General features: G+C 31.1%; 14 protein-coding genes. 5 read left to right on the top strand and 9 right to left on the bottom strand.

The window, feature by feature from the left end; all coding sequences use genetic code 11:
- Positions 1–259 precede the first annotated feature (259 nt).
- Positions 260–1603, top strand: a complete 1344-nt coding sequence (locus RSA29_RS09880; RefSeq protein WP_346931736.1) for an aminotransferase class V-fold PLP-dependent enzyme — start codon at positions 260–262, stop codon at positions 1601–1603.
- 132 nt (positions 1604–1735) lie between these two features.
- Here the strand turns inward: RSA29_RS09880 and RSA29_RS09875 are convergent, their stop codons facing one another.
- The 6 genes from RSA29_RS09875 to msrA all read right to left on the bottom strand — a co-directional run bounded on the left by RSA29_RS09875 (position 1736) and on the right by msrA (position 6532).
- Positions 1736–2308: an ATP-binding cassette domain-containing protein gene (locus tag RSA29_RS09875; RefSeq protein WP_346943071.1), complete on the bottom strand. Its 573-nt coding sequence runs from the start codon at positions 2306–2308 to the stop codon at positions 1736–1738.
- A 66-nt stretch (positions 2309–2374) separates the two neighbouring features.
- The gene (locus RSA29_RS09870) at positions 2375–3148 is read right to left on the bottom strand and encodes an ABC transporter permease subunit (RefSeq protein WP_346943072.1); all 774 of its coding nucleotides are present in this window, start codon (positions 3146–3148) and stop codon (positions 2375–2377) included.
- Positions 3123–4136 (bottom strand): MqnA/MqnD/SBP family protein, encoded by a 1014-nt coding sequence (locus RSA29_RS09865; RefSeq protein ID WP_346943073.1) that lies wholly within the window; start codon positions 4134–4136, stop codon positions 3123–3125. Before RSA29_RS09865 ends, RSA29_RS09870 begins: the two co-directional genes overlap by 26 nt.
- 174 nt (positions 4137–4310) lie before the next feature.
- Positions 4311–5372, bottom strand: a complete 1062-nt coding sequence (locus RSA29_RS09860) for a hypothetical protein (protein WP_346943074.1) — start codon at positions 5370–5372, stop codon at positions 4311–4313.
- 109 nt (positions 5373–5481) lie between these two features.
- A complete protein-coding gene (locus RSA29_RS09855) occupies positions 5482–6036 on the bottom strand; it encodes an NUDIX hydrolase (protein ID WP_346943075.1) in 555 nt (184 codons plus the stop codon).
- A 22-nt stretch (positions 6037–6058) separates the two neighbouring features.
- Positions 6059–6532 (bottom strand): peptide-methionine (S)-S-oxide reductase MsrA, encoded by a 474-nt coding sequence (msrA, locus tag RSA29_RS09850; protein ID WP_346943076.1) that lies wholly within the window; start codon positions 6530–6532, stop codon positions 6059–6061.
- Positions 6533–6937: 405 nt separating this feature from the next.
- Here msrA and RSA29_RS09845 point away from each other — a divergent pair, with 405 nt between their 5' ends.
- Positions 6938–7474: a flavodoxin domain-containing protein gene (locus RSA29_RS09845; RefSeq protein WP_346943077.1), complete on the top strand. Its 537-nt coding sequence runs from the start codon at positions 6938–6940 to the stop codon at positions 7472–7474.
- A 124-nt stretch (positions 7475–7598) separates the two neighbouring features.
- Here RSA29_RS09845 and RSA29_RS09840 read toward each other — a convergent pair whose 3' ends face one another.
- Together RSA29_RS09840 and RSA29_RS09835 are read right to left on the bottom strand one after the other, a co-directional pair.
- A complete protein-coding gene (locus RSA29_RS09840) occupies positions 7599–8276 on the bottom strand; it encodes a pseudouridine synthase (protein ID WP_346943078.1) in 678 nt (225 codons plus the stop codon).
- A gap of 101 nt (positions 8277–8377) precedes the next feature.
- The gene (locus RSA29_RS09835) at positions 8378–9301 is read right to left on the bottom strand and encodes a serine hydrolase (protein WP_346943079.1); all 924 of its coding nucleotides are present in this window, start codon (positions 9299–9301) and stop codon (positions 8378–8380) included.
- A gap of 378 nt (positions 9302–9679) precedes the next feature.
- On the opposite strand from RSA29_RS09835, the gene RSA29_RS09830 reads away from it, so the two are divergent.
- Positions 9680–10030, top strand: coding sequence for a helix-turn-helix domain-containing protein (locus RSA29_RS09830; protein ID WP_346943080.1), 351 nt, complete (start codon positions 9680–9682; stop codon positions 10028–10030).
- A gap of 47 nt (positions 10031–10077) precedes the next feature.
- Here RSA29_RS09830 and RSA29_RS09825 read toward each other — a convergent pair whose 3' ends face one another.
- Positions 10078–11235 carry an aldo/keto reductase gene (locus RSA29_RS09825; RefSeq protein ID WP_346943081.1) on the bottom strand — a complete coding sequence of 386 codons (1158 nt, stop codon included), beginning with the start codon at positions 11233–11235 and terminating at the stop codon, positions 10078–10080.
- A 342-nt stretch (positions 11236–11577) separates the two neighbouring features.
- On the opposite strand from RSA29_RS09825, the gene RSA29_RS09820 reads away from it, so the two are divergent.
- Together RSA29_RS09820 and RSA29_RS09815 are read left to right on the top strand one after the other, a co-directional pair.
- Entirely contained in the window at positions 11578–12105 is a 528-nt protein-coding gene (locus RSA29_RS09820; protein ID WP_346943082.1) for an ECF transporter S component, read from the top strand.
- Positions 12105–12725 (top strand): uridine kinase, encoded by a 621-nt coding sequence (locus tag RSA29_RS09815; RefSeq protein WP_346943083.1) that lies wholly within the window; start codon positions 12105–12107, stop codon positions 12723–12725. The genes RSA29_RS09820 and RSA29_RS09815 overlap by 1 nt, the downstream gene beginning before the upstream one ends.
- Positions 12726–12801 lie beyond the last annotated feature (76 nt).

Genomic DNA, 12801 nt, shown 5'->3' with positions numbered 1-12801 from the left:
AGTATTTTACTATGATATGATTTTATCAAATCCTAGTATTTATGTCAACTATTCTTTTTGTTATATAAACAAAATATTTTTGATTATATTTTTGAAGTACTCAATTAAAAAACCACTTAGTTTTTCATTCTTATTCTCCATAATATGTCCAGTAAATTTACATATATATTTGCACAAATGAAATGCTTCATTAATATTATATATAATAACGTTATATATAATAACGATATTTTAACAATAACTTTTAAGGAGGTAGAAAATGAGTAACTTTACGAATAACCCCTATAGAGATTTAATCTATGGTGTAGATAATAAAATTCCTTTATGGGACAAATCTAAATGTATTGGAATTAATTTTGACAATGCTGCTACTACCCCTCCATTTAAATCTGTAATTGATGAAATTGTAAAATTTTCTCCATATTATTCATCAATACATCGCGGAGATGGATACAAATCACAGCTCTCTACTGAAATATACGAGAATTCACGAATTGTCGTTAAATCATTCTTGGGTGATTGCAATAACCTAATGGATGTAATATATGTTAAAAATTGCACTGAAGGAATAAATAAATTAGCCGGCATACTAGCTACTAAAAAAAAGGGCTCTATAGTTTTATCAACATCTATGGAACACCATTCAAATGATTTACCATGGAGAAATAATTTTAATGTAAAATATGTAAACATTGATTCTAGAGGATGTTTGGACATGGATGACTTAAAATCTAAACTAGAAATGTATGGTGATAATATTTCATTAGTTGCAATAACCGGCGCATCTAATGTAACCGGGATTAAAAACCCTATATATTCTATAGCTAATTTAGTTCATAGCTTTGGAGCGAAAATATTAGTTGATTGTGCTCAGTTAATTCCCCACAGTAAATTTACTATAGGAGCCAATCTTCTTTTAGGTCCCATTGACTTTGTAACCTTTTCCGGCCATAAGATGTATGCTCCATTTGGTTGCGGTGTGCTTCTAGGTCCTAAAGATTTTTTTAATGAGTATGCTCCCGACCATAGTGGCGGAGGAACAATTTCTTTTGTATCTCATGAAAAGGTAATTTGGGCAGATTCACCTGATAAAGATGAAGCTGGTTCACCAAATGTAATTGGTTCATTAGCCTTAAGTGCATCAATTTCTGAACTTTCTCGCATAGGTATGGAAAATTTAGATCAATATGAGAAACATTTAACGATGTATGCTACAAAAAATCTACTCTCAATGGATTATGTTACTTTATATGGTAACTATAATAATTTTGAAGATAAGGTTAGCATAATTCCTTTCAATATAGAAGGTATTCATCATACCCTTGTTTCCAAAATACTCTCCTATGAATTTGGAATTGCTGTGAGAAGCGGATGTTTTTGTGCTCATCCTTACTTGCAAAAGCTCATGAAACTTCCTGATTATATGATTGAAGAATTAACCCTGTCTGAAAAATCTAACCGCCCTGGCATGGTTAGAATTAGCTTTGGCCTATACAACACAATGGATGAAGTAACTGTATTTCTCTATGCCATGAATAAAATCACTAAAAATAGAGATTTTTATGTGAACAAATATAAAAATATATCTGAAAGTTTACTATAAAATATGGCATGGAAATAAATGGTTATTTAGCTCTTTCGTCTAATCTGCAGTAAGATTTTTTTCTTACTGCTTAATTTATATAGCTATATCGCTTGACACATTATATATATCACTAATTAATTAGCATAAAAGCTACATTGTAATCAATGTAGCTTTTAAAAGTTCAACCTCTTCTTTATTATGAGTGGTTATTATTACTGTTTTTCCAAAAATATTAGCCATTATATAATCAATAACTTTACCCCTAGTCTCATGGTCCAAACCTTTAAACGGCTCATCCATTATTAAAACCTCAGCACTTGCAACCATTGCTCTTACAATTGCTACTCTTCGTTTCATCCCTCCACTAAGTTTTGATACCCGCTTATTCATTACACCTTGGAGTCCAACTTTCTTAAAATGGTCTTCAATTGTAACTATATCTATTTGCTTATTACAAACCAATAAAATATTATCCAATGAAGTAAATCCTTCACATAAGCGATTTTCTTGAAAAACAACACTTATATTTTTGTTTTTTAAGCCTTCTATACTACCTTCATCAAGATTAACAAGTCCCATAAGAATATTTAAAAGTGTAGTCTTTCCGCATCCCGAAGCACCCATAATACAAGTGATTTCGCCTTCTTTAAATACCCCACTAAAAGCTTTTAACACCATAGTATTTTCAAAGCTTTTTGACAACGATGTGACCTTAATATCCAAAATACCACCTCTTGTCTTCACCTTAAATTTATATAATTAATCACAATATTATAATGTACTTAATTGTTATTTCTGTAACTCGCTTCCTAAAACCTCAACTTGCAATTTTTTCAGCAAATAAATAAATAATTTTTCAAATACAATGCTAACAATAATAATAACCAAAGTCCAAGCAAAGAGCTCTCCAGTATTTAAGAATATCTTTGCCTGATAAAGTTTTTCACCTATAGAGCCCTTTGGTAATCCTATTACCTCCGCAGCAATTCCAGACTTCCAACAAAGACCTAGAGAAACAGAACAAGCTGATATAAAGAAAGGCATTATTTCTGGTATATAAATATACCTAATCTTTTTTAATACACCAACTTTAAATACCTGTGCCATCTCGAGTAATTTTTTATCTGCATTTTCAATGCCCTTTAAAGTATTAGTATAAATTATTGGCAATACCATAAGAAATGAAATGAAAACTGATAAATTTTCTGACTTTATCCATATTAAAGCAATAATAATAAATGATGCTACCGGAGTTGACTTGATTATAGTTGTTGGTGGATATAAAAGCTCCCTAAATAAAATATTTTGAGATGACACACTTGCTAGTAATATACCTACTACAACTGCAAATAAAAATCCAATCGCAATTCTTATAAAGGAATAATATAAAGAACTCCAAAAACCTATCTCCTTAACTAACTCCAATAATGTCTTCACAACAGTAATTGGGGATACAATCAAAATTTCTCTACCTACTAGGATACTTATTACCTGCCATAAGAAAATCCAAAATACAATTGAGAAAATCCTTCTCCAATTATTTCTTATAATAGAACTCATCATCCGGAAGTGTTCCTCCCACTGACTGTGGATTCTGGTTAAATAACACCTTTAAATATCCACTAACCTTTGTTTTCATGTCATTTCCGTCAACATAAGTAATATTGCATAAAGGAATTGCCTTCTTAGCTACCGCTGCAGGTACAATGTCATATTTTTCTATAAGTGTAGATGCCTCATCAATATTTGAATTCACATAATCAGTAGATTTTTTATAATCTTCAAGAAACTTTTGAAAAGCAACATTGTTCTCTTTAATGAATTCATTACGTGCAATAACTACTCCAGTAACTAAAGCACTACCATTGTCCCCTTGAACTTTATTCCATTCATCAGTCATATCTAGAGCAACACGTAGATTTTTATTTTTACTTTGAGCTGTAGTTACAAATGGTTGTGGTAGCATTGCAATTGCACTGCTATCCTCTGATAAAATCGCTGCAACCTCTGTGGCCTCTGATTTATACTCAATTTTAATATCCTTTGTAACGTCTATACCATTCTCCGTTAATAGGTAGTTTAAAACATACTCAGGTGTAGTACCTTTTCCAGTACTATAAATAGTTTTACCTTTTAAATCTTTGATAGAGTTGATTTCATTTCCATTTTCAACAATATAAAGAACACCCAAAGTATTAATTGCTGCAATGCTTATCTCACCTTGAGTTTTATTATATAAAACTGAAGCTAAATTACACGGAACTGCAGCTACATCTATATCACCCTTAACAATTTTTGCTACAATTTCATCTGCAGTACCACTCATTGACACTTTATAATTATTATCTGTTATTCCAGCTTCTGAATCACTCATAAGCTTAACCATACCCATAGTAGTTGGCCCCTTTAATGTGGCTATATTAATATCAATTTTTTCCTCTACTTTTGGAACTGTTTGCCCTGCTTCTTCTTTTGAGGATGTTTGTCCACATCCAACTAATAAAAACACACTAAATAACATACATATTGTTGCAGTAAATATTTTTTTCATATAATATGCCTTCTTTCTTTTAAATTAAATTTTAGCTTATTTATAATTTTAAAATTACCTCATATATTCTATTTAACATATTAATCCAACCTTTTCAATACTCCAGGTATCCTGTCTGCGCATAATTTCTATTAAATTTACATTTTTGTATATACAATTGTATTTCACTTTATATTACTTAAATATTTTTTTAACTTTATTATCTACGGACGGCTTAGAATATTCATTTATAAGAGCCCAATATAATGCTACCTTTGCGGTGGACCACATGCTCTCTTCCTTCATGACTTTTACAATATTATCTATAGAGAACTTCTCAAATCTTAAATTTTCTAGTTCCCACTTTCCTGAAACACCCTTAGATCTTTCATCCATTATTTCTTGAGAAGTATATTTAGAATTTATCACCCCTACAATATTCCACTGATAATATTCTTCATCAAGTCCAAACCCAAACAGTTTTACCTCTTCTAAGCTAACCTCTATTCCTAGCTCTTCTTTTGCTCCCCTTATTGCAGTAGTGTATAAGTTCGGTCCTTCATTATTAAAAGCTCTATCATGTAGGGGATGTACCGCCTCAACAATACTTACGTCCAATTCACCTGGTCTTACTCCACTATACTCTGATCTCTTAGTGAAAATAGTTTTACCATCCCTAGTTATTACCACCAATACAGCTCCAAAACCATTTGAAAAAACCGTTAAAGGATTCTTAATATCTATATTCTTTAAATAAGTTTCCCTAATTGTTTTCCCGGTATGAATTACTCCATTTAAATTAGCATTCAGCGCTTTGTAAGTAAAATAATCACTAGGCACAAAGTTAAATATAACCTTCATATCCTCAGTGCTATCTGTTCTTGTAATAACATATCTATCTAGTGTCACTAATGATCCATTCCAAAATGGAATGTTTTTCTCTAATGATTGCTCCTTTGCTTCTTTTATAAACCCTTCTCTTATATTTTTTAAATCCTCTGGTAAAACTAATGGTGCAGTACCTAGCTTAGTTTCAATGTTGCTTGGCGAAAGTATCATTCTGCCATCCCCATCACATACCACAAACTTAGTCACCTGATTTCCTAAAGAGAAATAGTATGGATCTACTACTTCCTTAGGAGCAAAAAATTTATATCTCACTCTTCTTTTTACTAAATCAAAAAAATTCTTTATTGGGTCTTCTAGAATAATTCCCAATACTAACCCAACAAATCCGCTTATAAATATTTCTTTCATAATTCTCCCTCATCCTTCGTTTGTTTGTTACACATTTATAGTATATACCATAATCTATTTTATGAAAATTTCCTTAACCTAAAATATTAATGGTAAAGCATCTTATTTTCTACTGTTTAATTTTTTCATTAAACTTATTATACATTCCAACTATATGTGGCTCGTTTGAATATTCATGAAGACAATTTATAGGTAGCCATTTAACACCGCTATTCTCATCTTCTTTAATCTTAAGCTTCTCACTTTCATCTGCTTCTAATAAATATGCAACTGATAAATGTAAGTGGGAGGACACATAATTTCCTTTTTTAACATGTCCATTTACCCCTAATACATCTAAAGATAATATATTTTTTGTAACTGGTTTGATGTTTTTCACACCTGTCTCTTCCTCAGCCTCTTTAAGTGCTACGTAAAGCAAGTCACTCTCTCCATCTGCATGACCTCCCGTCCAAGCCCATGTTTTATATATATTGTGATGAATCATAAGTACTTTTGTTCTATCCTTATTTACAATATAGCCTGAAGAAGTCATATGCGCTACAACATTGTCTCTCGTTAGTATATTATCATAGCTTTTTATACACTGTAGTATTAACTCTTTATCCTTCAGTTCTTGATTATTATAAGGAATATATTCTTTTATCTCTTGAATCCAATCCATTTTCCCACCATCCTACTTCATTTCAATCTAACTTTATGTGACAATAACCACTTGGGTTCTTTTCTAGATATTTTTGATGATACTCCTCTGCTTTATAGTAATTTTCAACTGGTTTAATCTCAGTAACTACTTTTTTATGATAGCGCCCTTGAACCTTTTCTTTGCTTTTTTCAATTATTTCTAAATCTCCTTCGTCCATATAATAAATTCCGGTCCTATACTGACTCCCCACATCATTTCCTTGTCTATTTAAGGCAGTAGGATCAATAATTAGCCAATATTTATTTAGAATATCATCTAAATTAATTATATTTTCATCATAATCTACTATACATACTTCTGCAAAATAGGTATTTCCATTGCATATATCCTCATATGTGGGATCCTCAGTTCTTCCATTTACATAACCAACCTCTGTCGAAGATACTCCATGTATTCTACCGAAAAATCTTTCAACTCCCCAAAAACAGCCACCTGCTAAAACTATTCTTTTCATATATATCCCTCCAATTTGCTTATTTTTAAAGAAACATTTAGTCATTACTTTATCTGTTTTATTTCATAATACTATATTTCTTAATTCCTACACTATATATTTATTTCTTTCATATTTGTACATAACTATTTAGTAAATTTACTCCAAGTTAATTATAGTTTATATATTATAAAAATACACTGTATTGTAATAAAGATGTCCATGTAATATAATACATATGAATCATCATTTATATACACATAATGTTAAATCGTAATAAAACTTCCTTGTATGAAGTTTACATAATATATATTCTAAAAATTCTATATGAGTTGCAATTAATCTATATCCTTAGTTTAATTACAACATAGTATATAATTTTTCAACTTTTCTATAAAAAATATCTTTTATTTGGAGGTTAAATTTATGAATAAAACAGCAGTTGTAGTTTATAAATCTAAATATGGTAACACTAAAAAATATGCACAGTGGATAGCTGCAGAAGTTGGTGCTGATTTGTTTGACGCTAATAATGTAAATATAAATGACCTTTCACAATACCATACTATCGTTTACGGTGGTGGAATTTATGCAAGCCGCATTGAAGGTATTTCGCTGATAACCAAGAACTTTGAATCTATAAAGAATAGAACCCTTGTAGTTTTTACCGTTGGCATTACTTCACCTACAAACACCGAAAGTATAAAACCAGTTATAGAAAATGAATTTACAAAAGAAATGAAAGACTCAATTCATCTTTTTCATTTAAGAGGAAGTCTAGATTACGACAATATGGGATTTATGCATAAGCAAATGATGAAAATACTTAAAAGGTTTATTGTACATAAAAAACCCGGAGATTTAACTGATGATGATAAGATAATATTATCCTCTTACGGAAATGTTGTAGATTTTATTGATAAACAAACTATAGGTCCTATTTGCAGTTGTGTAGATGAATAATTTAATTCTAACTTAATAAAACTAATTAATATAAATAAGGCTACCACTTACTTTTTTGTGTAATTCATTGTAAGTGCTGGCCTTTATTTCATTAACAATTATTCTATATCTAATACTTTCTTTATTATTTGTTTAGGTCTTGAACCTCTGTTTCAGTTAAATATCTCCACGCTCCAATGTCTATACCTTTAATGTTTAAATTTAAAATTCTAATGCGTTCTAATTTAATTACATCATATCCAAAAACCTTGCTCATTCTTCTAATTTGCTTATTTAATCCTTGTGTAAGAACAATTCTAAAGGTATCCTCATTTATTCTAGTTACAATACAAGGTCTCGTTATTTCCCCTAATATTTCAACCCCTTCAGACATATCCTTAATAAATTTATCGTCAAAGGCTCTATCTAAAGTAACTACATATTCCTTTTCACAATGATTCTCAGCCTCCAATATTTTATTTGAGAGTTCTCCATCATTGGTCATTATAATTAAACCTTGAGATGCCTTATCAAGTCTTCCTACAGGAAATATGTATTCTGGATAATTCATAAACTCAATTATATTATCCTTTACTTCACTTGCTGCAGTGCAAGTAATCCCAGTTGGCTTATTTAAGGCAATGTAAATTTTCTCTTTACCCTGAATAGGAGCATCATCAATTAAAATTTCATCTTCAAGCTCCACCCACTGACCTTTTTCACAAAGTATACCATTAACTTTAACCCTTTTATCCTCAATAAGTCTATTAGTTTCTCTTCTTGAACAAACCCCTAAATTACTAAGAAGCTTATTAATTCTCATATTCTTTAGTCCTTTCAATCCAACTGTTATTTATCACTATATTAAAGTTAGTTAAATTAGCTTATGTAAAGTGATTCTTGAATTCAGAAGTATAACTTCTATTACTTTCTTAAAAGTTGTGGCCAAATTTCAGTCCATACATTTTCCATGATTCCCCTTACTTTGTCACCATGGGAATTAATTGCTATTACAGCATTTTGCTCTTCTAGAACTATACAATATTGACCATACTTTCCATCTGCTCTATATGAATTATGCTCACCTCTCCAAAATTGATAACCATATCCTTGTCCCCAATCACCTCTGTTGTCCGTATCAATTTGTTTTGAAGTTGCTTCTTTTATCCATTCTTCTGATAAAAGTTGCTTTCCTTCCCATCTTCCACCTTGAAGATACAACTGACCAAACTTACACAAATCTGTAATTGTTAATTGTAGTCCACCTGCTCCAAATGTATACCCCTTAGGACAAATTTCCCACTTAGGTCTATTTATACCCAATGGACTAAAAAGTCTTGGCATTAGATAATCCACTAAATTCTCACCACTAGCCTTTTGAACCATTACTCCTGCAAGATATGCAGCTGCATTATTATAAACAAATTTTTCACCTGGATTGTATGGAAAATGCTGACTCAAACAATATTTTACCCAATTATCTTCAGCTAATTCTCCTCTAGCACATGTTCCAAAGCTTCCATCTGCCATTAGATAGCCATTACAATGCCCCACTGCCATCTTCATTAAATCTCTTAATTTAAGATTTTGTAATCTTTCAGATGGTAATTTAGGCGCATCTTCCGGAAAAAAATCTAAAACCTTATCCTCTAAGGACAAAAGCCCTTCATTAATTGCAATACCAACAGCTGTTGATGTAAAACTTTTTGAAACCGAATATTGATCCCTAACCCTTTCTGGCTCTTTATGATAAACTCCTACCCTTTCACCATTTTGTAATACTATAATACTAAGTACATTTAGATCCTTAGTTGCCTTCACATAATCTGTTAAATCTATTTTTCTCATATTATCTCCTTTTCATCTACAACTACTCTTATTGTAGCTCTCTACCACTATACTCAAGGTTTATTGAATAGAAAACTAACTTTCCTCTATCTTCACATTGTATTCCTTAAAATTTATATATATTCTTTATTATACCTTGTACATTATAACTCAAATTTAATAATTAATCGCATATATCTTTATACATATAGAAATAAAAACACTTTATTTCTATGCTACCAATTGATTACCGGATATAAAAAATCAAGATTTATTCTATTACTTTCATATGTTATACTATTTATCTGATGTCTATAGATATATTATAAAATGAAAGGTGGTTAGATTTAGTTGGAATTTGAAGATGCCATATGACACATATTCCGCTGAATATATAATATGACTAAAATAAAAGTAACTTGTGAAATTGAAATAACCCTTATGGCCATTGGTGGTAAATGGAAGCCCTTGATTCTATATTACCTAATTGAAGAAGGAACCAAGCGTTTTGGAGAAATAATGACCTATATTAATCACATTTCTCAAAAGACCTTAACCAATCAGCTTAGGGAACTCGAAAAAGATGGTTTGATATCCAGAAAGGTTTATGCCGTAGTTCCTCCTAAAGTTGAATATACTGCAACTGAAAAAGGACACTCACTGCTACCTATACTTGAATTAATGTGTCAATGGGGAGAAGAAAATACTAGCGACAAATACGAAATTATAAATGCACAATGTAACAAGTAAAGGCTTCACCAAAAAAATTTAGTGAAGCCTTTACTATATTTAACTGATTAAAACTTTCTATCTTTGAAAACTTCCTGAGCCTTTTTCATATTTTTTCTTATTTCAACTCCAAATGGGCAGTTTGGTTCACATAAACCACATTGAATACAATCCTTTGCGTTTTGCTTTAGAGCATTATAATGCTCTTTTACCGTTTTTGGCACTACACTTTGCATCTCTGCTAAGTGTAGATACTTTGTAACTGCTGCTATATCTATTTTTGCTGGACATGGCTGACAGTGGTTGCAGTACATGCATCTTCCTGCCATCTTAAACTTAGGACTCTTCGAAATAATCTCTGAGTAATCTTTTTCACCGTCAGTAGCATTTAAATAAGATACTGCATTTTCCATTTCACCTATAGTATGACAACCTACAAGGACACTTACAACTCCTGGTCTTGTAAGACAGTAGTGACAACACTGCTCAACAGTCATTGCTTTTCCAAATGGTGATGTTTCATCTTTAAGTAAACTTCCTGCTGCTAGAGCCTTCATTACAGTTATTCCAATTCCAAGGTTCTCACAAGTTGAATAGAGTTTCACCCTTTCAGAATCTACCGTCCATCCACCTTCATTTAACCCTTTGAAATCCATAAGCGCAAATATATCTGTATTTGACTTTTCTAAATCATAAGCTGCATTAATACTAAACATTAGAACATCTATTAACCCTGTGTTTATCGCTCTAAGTGCTACTTCCGGATTATGTGAGCTCATTCCTAAAAATTTAACCCTGCCACTTGCCTTTAATTCTTTTGCATATTCTATAATTTCTGTATTAAATACTGAATCAAAATCTTCATTACTATCCACATAATGAATCATTCCAATATCAATATAGTCCGTTTGTAATCTTGAAAGCAAATCTTCAAATGATGCTTTAGTTTTATTTATATCTCGAGTTCTTGTATATTGTTCATCCTCAAATACCGTGCAAAGATGACCTTGAATAATCATCTTTTCTCTTCTTCCCTTTAAAGCAAGCCCAATATTAGTTCTTACCTGTGCTTGTGGCATAAATACATCTAAAATATTCACTCCATTATCTATAGCTATATTAATAATATTATTTACTTCATCAGCATTTAATCCATTTAACCATTCTCCACCAAGTCCAATAACACTGGCGTCCAAGTTAGTTCTACCCAGTTTTCGGTAAATCATAATTACTTCCCCCCTGTACTTACATATATTTCATTATTTTGTTTTCCTATGCTATATGATATCACACCTGAGATTTTCTTCAATACCGCACATTTTTTACAGTAAGTTACCTCTATTACACTTACTATACTTGTTAAATAATTCTTATATTCAATAATCCAACATAAATAAAAAAACTGTTGACTCCCTACACAATTATAGTAAACTAATCATATAGGTTGTCAGAAGACAACACATAAGGAATTATTTTTCATAGTACAAGCTAATTATTGCCATGAAGGCATTTATTTTTCTGAAGAAAACATCTATATTATAGTATTTTTACTAAGAGGAGAGATGTTTATGAAAAAATCAACAACTATCAACATGGTTATATCAGCACTATTTATTGCTATTGGAATTTTACTTCCACAAATGTTTCATAGCTTAGGGATGTCGGGAACAATATTCCTTCCTATGCATATACCAGTTTTATTATGTGGACTTATTTGTGGATGGAGATATGGTGCTTTAGTTGGTATAATTATCCCACTTTTTTCAAGTGTACTTACTGGTATGCCACCAATCTATCCAGTTGGCGTATCCATGGCATTTGAGCTGGCGGCTTACGGCGCCGCTTCCGGAATACTATCTAAAAAGACAAATACTATGGTTGCTCTATTAGTTTCTATGGCTTTGGGTAGAATTGTATCTGGACTAGCTACTCTTATTTTACTAAGCCTTAGTGGCAAAGTTTTTGCACTTCAAGCCTTTTTAACAGGTGCTTTTGTAACTGCTCTACCTGGTATCATCCTTCAAATAATTTTGATACCTATAATAATGCTGGGTCTAAAAAAATCAAAAATTATTGATAAGGTTATAAGTGCATAATGAGTGAATCAATAAATAAAACTTGGCCAAATTCTAAAACTAATCCAGTTTATAAGAACTATTTTCAGCTATTTTCTTATATAGATGAACTACTTAGCGTAGATAAAACTATCACTATAGCCATTGAGGGCCCTAGTGGTAGTGGTAAATCATCCTTAGCTTCTATAATTAAATCTATATATGATTGTAATGTTTTCCATATGGATGACTTCTTTCTTCCAGCTCAGTCAAAAACCAAAGAAAGACTTTCTGAGCCCGGCGGAAATGTAGATTATCTTCGTTTTAAAAAAGAAGTTAGTGATAACCTTAAGTTATATAAACCTTTTAAGTATCAACTCTTCAGTTGTAAATTAGGTGAACTTACAGACTTTGTATGCGTTACACCTAAAAAACTTAATATTATTGAGGGAGTATACAGCTTACATCCAACCTTTGATAATATATATGATTTAAAGATTTTCCTATCAATTGATGAAGAAACTCAACTTAATCGTATATTAAAGCGTAATGGAGAGTTTATGCTACAAAGATTTAAAAATGAATGGATTCCTCTTGAAAATAACTACTTTACTAAGCTCGATATTTCTTCTAAATGTGATTTAGTTATTATGAGCCAATAACTTTAATGCATCATTCAAAAAAGATTAAGCCACTAACTTGTTTATTTTTTGAGGATACCTTATCTTGACTTAAACA

This window comes from Clostridium sp., from assembly GCF_036660475.1.
Taxonomy (GTDB): Bacteria; Bacillota; Clostridia; order Clostridiales; family Clostridiaceae; genus Clostridium_J.
The sequence above is the reverse complement of the archived record's forward strand: the minus strand, read 5'-3'. Positions and strand labels throughout refer to the sequence as shown.

What these genes read in the sequence shown, in the direction of transcription:
- RSA29_RS09830 (WP_346943080.1), top strand. Translation starts at nt 9,680, where the DNA reads ATGACTAAAATAAAAGTAACTTGTGAAATTGAAATAACCCTTATGGCC.
- RSA29_RS09825 (WP_346943081.1), bottom strand. Translation starts at nt 11,235, where the DNA reads ATGATTTACCGAAAACTGGGTAGAACTAACTTGGACGCCAGTGTTATT.
- RSA29_RS09840 (WP_346943078.1), bottom strand. Translation starts at nt 8,276, where the DNA reads ATGAGAATTAATAAGCTTCTTAGTAATTTAGGGGTTTGTTCAAGAAGA.
- RSA29_RS09835 (WP_346943079.1), bottom strand. Translation starts at nt 9,301, where the DNA reads ATGAGAAAAATAGATTTAACAGATTATGTGAAGGCAACTAAGGATCTA.
- RSA29_RS09870 (WP_346943072.1), bottom strand. Translation starts at nt 3,148, where the DNA reads ATGATGAGTTCTATTATAAGAAATAATTGGAGAAGGATTTTCTCAATT.
- RSA29_RS09845 (WP_346943077.1), top strand. Translation starts at nt 6,938, where the DNA reads ATGAATAAAACAGCAGTTGTAGTTTATAAATCTAAATATGGTAACACT.
- RSA29_RS09860 (WP_346943074.1), bottom strand. Translation starts at nt 5,372, where the DNA reads ATGAAAGAAATATTTATAAGCGGATTTGTTGGGTTAGTATTGGGAATT.
- RSA29_RS09820 (WP_346943082.1), top strand. Translation starts at nt 11,578, where the DNA reads ATGAAAAAATCAACAACTATCAACATGGTTATATCAGCACTATTTATT.
- RSA29_RS09880 (WP_346931736.1), top strand. Translation starts at nt 260, where the DNA reads ATGAGTAACTTTACGAATAACCCCTATAGAGATTTAATCTATGGTGTA.
- msrA (WP_346943076.1), bottom strand. Translation starts at nt 6,532, where the DNA reads ATGAAAAGAATAGTTTTAGCAGGTGGCTGTTTTTGGGGAGTTGAAAGA.
- RSA29_RS09855 (WP_346943075.1), bottom strand. Translation starts at nt 6,036, where the DNA reads ATGGATTGGATTCAAGAGATAAAAGAATATATTCCTTATAATAATCAA.
- RSA29_RS09865 (WP_346943073.1), bottom strand. Translation starts at nt 4,136, where the DNA reads ATGAAAAAAATATTTACTGCAACAATATGTATGTTATTTAGTGTGTTT.
- RSA29_RS09815 (WP_346943083.1), top strand. Translation starts at nt 12,105, where the DNA reads ATGAGTGAATCAATAAATAAAACTTGGCCAAATTCTAAAACTAATCCA.